At 33.2% G+C, this 7137-nt stretch carries 6 protein-coding genes; 4 read left to right on the forward strand and 2 right to left on the reverse strand.

All coding sequences use genetic code 11. From position 1 onward, the window contains the following. Position 1: 1 nt before the first annotated feature. Positions 2-1450, forward strand: coding sequence for a TonB-dependent receptor (locus ABW636_RS16785; RefSeq protein WP_367591225.1), 1449 nt, complete (start codon positions 2-4; stop codon positions 1448-1450). A 69-nt stretch (positions 1451-1519) separates the two neighbouring features. Here ABW636_RS16785 and bcp read toward each other — a convergent pair whose 3' ends face one another. After that, positions 1520-1969 (reverse strand): thioredoxin-dependent thiol peroxidase, encoded by a 450-nt coding sequence (gene bcp, locus ABW636_RS16790; RefSeq protein ID WP_367591226.1) that lies wholly within the window; start codon positions 1967-1969, stop codon positions 1520-1522. A 146-nt stretch (positions 1970-2115) separates the two neighbouring features. Between bcp and ABW636_RS16795 the strand changes: the two genes are divergently transcribed. Next, positions 2116-2784: an endonuclease III domain-containing protein gene (locus tag ABW636_RS16795; RefSeq protein ID WP_367591227.1), complete on the forward strand. Its 669-nt coding sequence runs from the start codon at positions 2116-2118 to the stop codon at positions 2782-2784. A gap of 254 nt (positions 2785-3038) precedes the next feature. Here the strand turns inward: ABW636_RS16795 and ABW636_RS16800 are convergent, their stop codons facing one another. Next, a complete protein-coding gene (locus ABW636_RS16800) occupies positions 3039-3623 on the reverse strand; it encodes an RNA polymerase sigma factor (protein WP_367591228.1) in 585 nt (194 codons plus the stop codon). A gap of 238 nt (positions 3624-3861) precedes the next feature. On the opposite strand from ABW636_RS16800, the gene uvrA reads away from it, so the two are divergent. Beyond that, the gene (gene uvrA, locus ABW636_RS16805) at positions 3862-6645 is read left to right on the forward strand and encodes an excinuclease ABC subunit UvrA (protein WP_367591229.1); all 2784 of its coding nucleotides are present in this window, start codon (positions 3862-3864) and stop codon (positions 6643-6645) included. Between the two features lie 190 nt (positions 6646-6835). Then, positions 6836-7137, forward strand: a 302-nt coding sequence (locus tag ABW636_RS16810; RefSeq protein ID WP_367591230.1) for a hypothetical protein, incomplete at its 3' end; no start/stop codon positions are given.

Here is a 7137-nt window from a genome sequence, read left to right on the forward strand (position 1 = left end):
TATGCCAATTAAAATAATGGGGGATAAAGAATTTGAATCTGTCCCTTCTATAAAAAGCAAAGCTTTACGCATTAACCTTAACCAAAATATATACGGTACTTTTGCAGAGATTGGTGCTGGTCAAGAAACAGTTCGTAATTTTTTTAGAGCAGGTGGAGCTTCTGGTACAATCGCAAAAGCCATGAGTGCTTATGATAAAGATTTTAGTGATGCGATTTATGGAATAGAAGATGACAAAAGATACGTTACTGAAGCGAGGTTAAAAAAAATGTTACGTCACGAAGTAAACCTTGTTGAAGAACGAATTTCTAGAGAGAAACATCCTAACAAACTTTTTTTTAGCTATGCAAATACAGTAGCTACTATCGATTTTGCCAAGAAATACAAAGGACATGGTTGGGTAGGTATTCGATATCAAACGACTCCAAACGAAGATTACAACGAAATTGTACTACATATTCGTTTTCATGAAAATGACGCAAGGCTACAACAAATGACTTTAGGGGTCCTTGGAGTCAATCTCATTTATGGAGCTTATTACAAATATGATAACCCAAAAAAATTATTACGATATTTATATGATCACCTTGATAAGGATCAAATAGAGATCGATACCATTAATTTTTCTGGACCTCGATTTACCAAAGTCGACAATAGGTTAATGAGCTTACAATTGGTAAAAAATGGAATGACAGAATCAGTAATGTTTGGACCAGACGGCCATAATGTATTACCTGCTGCACTTTTATACAAGAAAAACGTTTTAGCTCTTAGAGGAAGTTATAGACCGGTAACCAAGGTAAATATGGATATCTATAAAAAATCTTTGGACATGTTTTTGAATGAAAACAAAGTCAATAAGGATAAAACTGTAGTTATCTTTGAAATTACCCTATCAAACCTAAGAGCCGAAGGAGAAATTGACGAAGCTGATTTTATGGCTAGGGCCAGATTACTATGCTCTTTGGGGCAAACCGTAATGATTTCTAACTTTAAGGAATATTACAAAGTTGTCGAATATTTCTCTAATTATACCAAAGAACGTATGGCCATGGCCATGGGAGTAAACAATTTAATTGATGTATTTGATGAAAAATACTATCGACATCTGAGTGGAGGCATCCTTGAGGCATTTGGTAAGCTATTCTTTAAAGACCTAAAAGTATACCTCTACCCTCTTAAAAATCAAAAAACAGGTAAATTAACTACAAGTGATAATCTGAAAGTACACCCTAGAATGAAAGAATTGTATAAATTCTTTAAATACAACGGAAAACTTCAGGATATCACCGATTATGACGATAGTATAATGGATATTTTTTCGAGAGAAGTCCTTCAAAAAATACAAGAAGGAAATTCTGGCTGGGAAGATCAGCTACCAGATCTTATTCCTGAAATGATTAAAGCGAATAACTTTTTTGGATATAAAACCAAAGAAATTGCTAAATAGAAATTAAATAAAAAGGGAGCTGATTTTCAACTCCCTTTTTTTTTGTTTCAAAAACTTTCTATAAATATTTTATAGTATCTGAGCAGTGTGATCTTTTGTTTTTACTTTGGTAATCACTTCTGTAATTATACCACTCTCATCAATTACAAAAGTAGTACGATGAATCCCATCATACTCTCTACCCATAAATTTCTTAGGACCCCAAACACCAAAAGCTTCAATTACCGATTTATCCTCATCTGCTATCAAAGGATATGGTAATTCATACTTATTTTTAAAGTTTTGTTGACGTTTTGCACTATCGGCACTTACTCCTATAATATCATATCCTTGATTTTGAAATGTTTGATAATTATCTCTAAGGTTACACGCTTCTGCGGTGCATCCAGGTGTACTTGCTTTTGGATAGAAAAAAACTACTAATTTCTTTCCTTTAAAAGTATCTAATGTAACTGTGTTTCCATCTTGATCTAATCCAGAAAAACTAGGTGCTTTATCTCCTGCTTTTAATGTCGTCATTGTTTTATATAAATTAAGAAATGAGTCTTATACTATCATATAAACTCATAAAATATAGTTAGACAAAGGCAGCAAAGTTACAATAATGAAACGGTATAGGATAATGTTATTGATTATTTATACATTAGCAAAAAAAATGTGTTTTTATGACCAAACAAGAAAAGGTAGATTTTACTATCGCGAAGCTACAGGAACTATACCCACAAATCCCCATTCCACTTGATCATAAAGACCCTTACACCTTGTTAATAGCGGTACTAATGAGTGCTCAAAGTACCGATGTAAGAGTGAATCAAATCACACCTCTTCTTTTTGAAAAAGCAGACAATCCATATGCCATGGTTAGGCTATCTGTAGAGGAAATCAGAGAAATTATCAAACCTGTTGGATTAAGTCCTATGAAGTCCAAAGGAATTCATGGGCTTTCTCAAATTTTGATAGAAAAACACAATGGAGAGGTACCTCAAAGTTTTGAAGCTCTTGAAGAACTACCAGCTGTTGGACATAAAACAGCAAGTGTTGTAATGTCACAAGCATTTGGGGTTCCAGCTTTTCCTGTAGACACTCATATACACAGACTCATGTATCGTTGGGGTTTTACTAACGGTAAAAATGTTACCCAGACAGAAAAGGATGCCAAACGATTATTTCCTAAAGAATTATGGAATGATCTGCATCTTCAGATTATTTGGTATGGTAGAGAATATTCACCTGCCAGAGGATGGGATCTCGATAAAGACATTATTACAAATACTATTGGTAGAAAAACGGTTATTACCGATTACCACAAAACAAAAAGACCTATTAAAAAATAGGTCTTTTGATCTTGTTTTACTATACAAATAGTAAATTAATTTAATATTGTATCAAATTTTAAGCTTTGGAATTCCAAAACTTTTAATGACTTAGAATAGTTTAACAAAAAGTCAATTGTTCTTTTACTTGGAATTACAAGGTTTTCTTCAGAATTTGAAGGTTTAAAGTATAATTTTGCCATATTAAAAATTTTAAATAAATGTTATTTAAAACTATAACGGACTTGTTTATACTTTATTGTGTTCTTTTGTAATTAATCTGTTAAAACTATATTATTTTTTTCTATTACCTTTCTTAAATTAATTAATGCATAACGCATTCTTCCTAAAGCAGTATTAATGCTCACTCCAGTTTTATCAGATATCTCTTTAAAACTCATGTCTTTATACATTCTCATTACCAATACCTCTTTTTGATCTTCTGGTAATTCTTGAATAATATTTCGTAAATCATCCTCTACCTGACTCTTAATTAGTTTCTTTTCTGCATTCAAGTTTCCATCGCTAATCACAGAGAAAATACTAAACTCGCCATTATCTTCAAATTTTGGCATACGATTACCTTTTCTAAAGTGATCAATTACCAAATTATGTGCAATACGCATTACCCATGGTAAAAACTTTCCTTCTTCATTATACTTTCCGTTCTTTAATGTTCGAATTACTTTTATAAAAGTATCCTGAAAAATATCTTCAGAAGCATCTCTATCAAAAACTTTAGAATATATAAAACTGTAAATACGTTGCTTATGACGCTCTATCAAAACGGAAAGTGCACTTTCATTTCCGTTAATGTAATTGTTCACCAGAACTGCGTCTGAGAGGGTGTTATTCTTCATACCTGACTTTAAATTATGACCAACAAGCTTGGGGCTCGTGCTATGTTAAACGTAAAAGTAAAGGTATGCTATAGGCAGTTTTGTTTTATTGTTCTGGTTATTTGTAAAGTGCTAATATAAGAACAATCCTTTAAAATCCTACTATTATCTGCTATTTTTTTGATTTCACATTCGATTCAGCTAGATTATAATACTTATATTCTAATCGTTATCTTTGCGCTCATACTGCAGTTTTACTATGATCCAAGACATTACCACTATTAGTCCAAAAGAGAATATCATTATCAAGGGAGCTAAACTACACAACCTTAAAGATTTAGATGTAGTTATCCCTAGAAATAAGTTAGTAGTTATCACAGGATTGTCTGGATCTGGTAAATCAAGTCTCGCTTTTGACACCCTTTATGCAGAAGGACAACGTAGATATGTAGAAAGTCTTTCTTCGTATGCCAGGCAGTTTTTGGGACGTCTTAACAAACCAAAAGTAGATTTTATAAAAGGTATTGCACCTGCAATTGCTATAGAGCAAAAAGTTAACTCTACCAATCCAAGGTCGACGGTAGGTACTACTACAGAGATTTATGACTATCTTAAATTGCTTTTTGCCAGAATTGGTAAAACCTACTCTCCTATTTCAGGGGATCAGGTAAAAAAAGATAGTGTTACCGATGTTATCGAATATGTAAAATCATTTAATACAGGTGATAAACTTTTACTATTGGCCCCAATTCATATAGAAGAAGGTCGCACTCTAGAAGGAAAATTAAAAGTTTTACAACAACAGGGATATTCTCGGGTAAAAAATAATAGTACCGTACAACGTATCGAAGAAACCACAATAGATGAAAATAAAGATTTTTATTTGGTAGTAGATCGAATTGTTAAAAAAGATGATGAAGATTTTTACAATCGATTAGCTGATGCTGTAGATTCTGCTTTTTTTGAAGGAAAAGGTAGCTGCATAATAGAAGCATTGGCTACCGATACTACAAAAGAGTTTAGTAATAAATTTGAGCTAGACGGAATGACATTTTTAGAACCTAATGTACATTTATTTAGTTTTAACAACCCATATGGAGCTTGCCCCAAATGTGAAGGGTACGGTGATGTAATCGGAATTGACGAAGACTTAGTTGTTCCTAATACAGCTTTAAGTGTATATGAAGGAGCCATTTTTCCGTGGAAAGGCGAAAGCATGGGATGGTATAAAGATCAATTGGTAAATAATGCTTATAAATTCGATTTTCCAATCCACAAGCCTTACTTCGAACTGTCAGAAGATCATAAAGAACTATTATGGTCGGGTAATGAATATTTTGAGGGCATTAATAGCTTCTTTTCTGAATTAGAATCCAAAGCTTATAAAATTCAAAATCGGGTAATGCTTTCTCGCTATAGAGGTAAAACCAAGTGTACGACATGTAAAGGAAAACGATTACGTAAAGAAGCTAATTATGTAAAAGTAAACAATGCTACCCTAACTGATTTGGTAGAAATGCCATTGAATGAATTAGCACATTTTTTTACAAACCTAACCTTAAATGAGTATGACCAAACAGTCGCTAAGCGATTACTAAAAGAAATAAATAGTAGGCTTAGCTTTCTACAAAATGTAGGCTTAGACTATCTAACACTTAACAGAAAATCAAATACCTTATCAGGGGGAGAATCTCAACGTATTAACCTTGCTACCTCTTTAGGTAGTAGCCTCGTAGGATCGATGTATATACTAGATGAACCAAGTATAGGACTGCATCCCAAGGATACAGAAAAATTAATCAAAGTACTTCAGTCGTTACGCGATTTAGGCAATACAGTGATTGTAGTAGAACACGATGAAGATATTATGAAAGCTGCCGATGAGATTATTGATATTGGTCCAGAAGCAGGAACCCATGGTGGACATGTAGTTGCTACTGGCACCTATCATGAAATTCTAAAAGCAGATTCCTTAACGGCAAAATATCTAAACGAAACCCTTAAAATAGAGGTTCCTCCTACTCGTCAAACGTCTAAATACTACATAGAGATTCTTGGCGCTAGAGAAAATAACCTTAAAAACATTGACGTAAAAGTGCCATTGGGTGTTTTTACCGCCATTACGGGAGTCTCTGGAAGTGGGAAAAGTACACTAATTAAAAAGATCGTATACCCCGCCATTTTAAAAGAATTAGGTGGATATGGAGAAAAAGCCGGACAGTTTACAGAGATTAAAGGAAACTACAGTAACATTAAGCATGTAGAGTTTGTAGATCAAAATCCAATTGGTAGATCCTCACGATCAAACCCAGTAACTTATATCAAGGCATACGATGATATTAGAAACTTATTTGCAGAACAGAAACTATCAAATATTCGTAACTACAAAGCCAAACATTTTTCATTTAATGTAGATGGTGGTAGATGTGAAACTTGTAAAGGAGAAGGTGAAGTAACCATAGAAATGCAATTCATGGCCGATGTGCACCTTGAGTGTGAAACCTGTAAAGGAAAACGCTTTAAAAAAGAGGTGCTAGAAGTTACTTTTCATGATAAAAATATTCATGATATCCTTACGATGACAATAGATAATGCTATTGATTTTTTTTCTGAGCATAAGCAGACAAAAATTCGTAGAAAACTGAAACCCTTACAAGATGTAGGGCTAGGCTATGTGCAATTGGGACAAAGTTCCTCTACTCTATCTGGTGGAGAAGCACAACGTATTAAATTGGCTTCTTTTTTGGTAAAAGGAAATACCAAAGACAAAGCACTATTTATTTTTGATGAACCAACTACAGGGTTACACTTTCATGATATTAAAAAATTACTTACTTCTTTTAACGAACTTATTTCTAAAGAACATTCTATACTAGTTATCGAACATAATATGGACCTGGTAAAATGCGCAGATCATATTATTGACCTGGGACTTGAAGGGGGTAAAAACGGAGGCTCTATTATTGCAAAAGGAACGCCAGAAGAAGTTGCAAAAATCAAAGAATCGTATACCGCTAAGTTTCTTGGTGAAAAATTGATATAAATTATTGCTATTTAAATTAGATGTTTTTATAATCTAAAGCTTTATCAATTAAGATAGTATAATATTTTATCCTTTTAATGGTTTAGCACCTATTCGTTAATAAAAAATGACTAATCACAATTCTAAAACTTTATAGGGTGTACGACAAATTTCCCTATTTGTTTAAATAGTTTTATTTTGCAAATAAACTATGGACTTCAAGCATAGAGCTACCGAATTACTTACTAAACATTTAGAAGAATGGGAATCAGACCCTATACGTATGCAGAGTGGTTATGATTATGAGTTGTCATATGCAGTTATGATGAAAAAATTTGAGAAGGAACTCTTACAATTGTCCGTTGGTAATGTTCCTAAGGGCAAGAACTCAAAAAAAAAACTCCAAACCCGATTTGGAAAAATAGCCTTGTGCAAGAATCATGTTTTATCCAAAACGGTTGGGTGTATGAATATTAGCAGCCTGACCCAAGAAACAATGTGTTACATAGGGCA

Source organism: Aquimarina discodermiae (assembly GCF_040786235.1).
Taxonomy (GTDB): Bacteria; Bacteroidota; Bacteroidia; order Flavobacteriales; family Flavobacteriaceae; genus Aquimarina.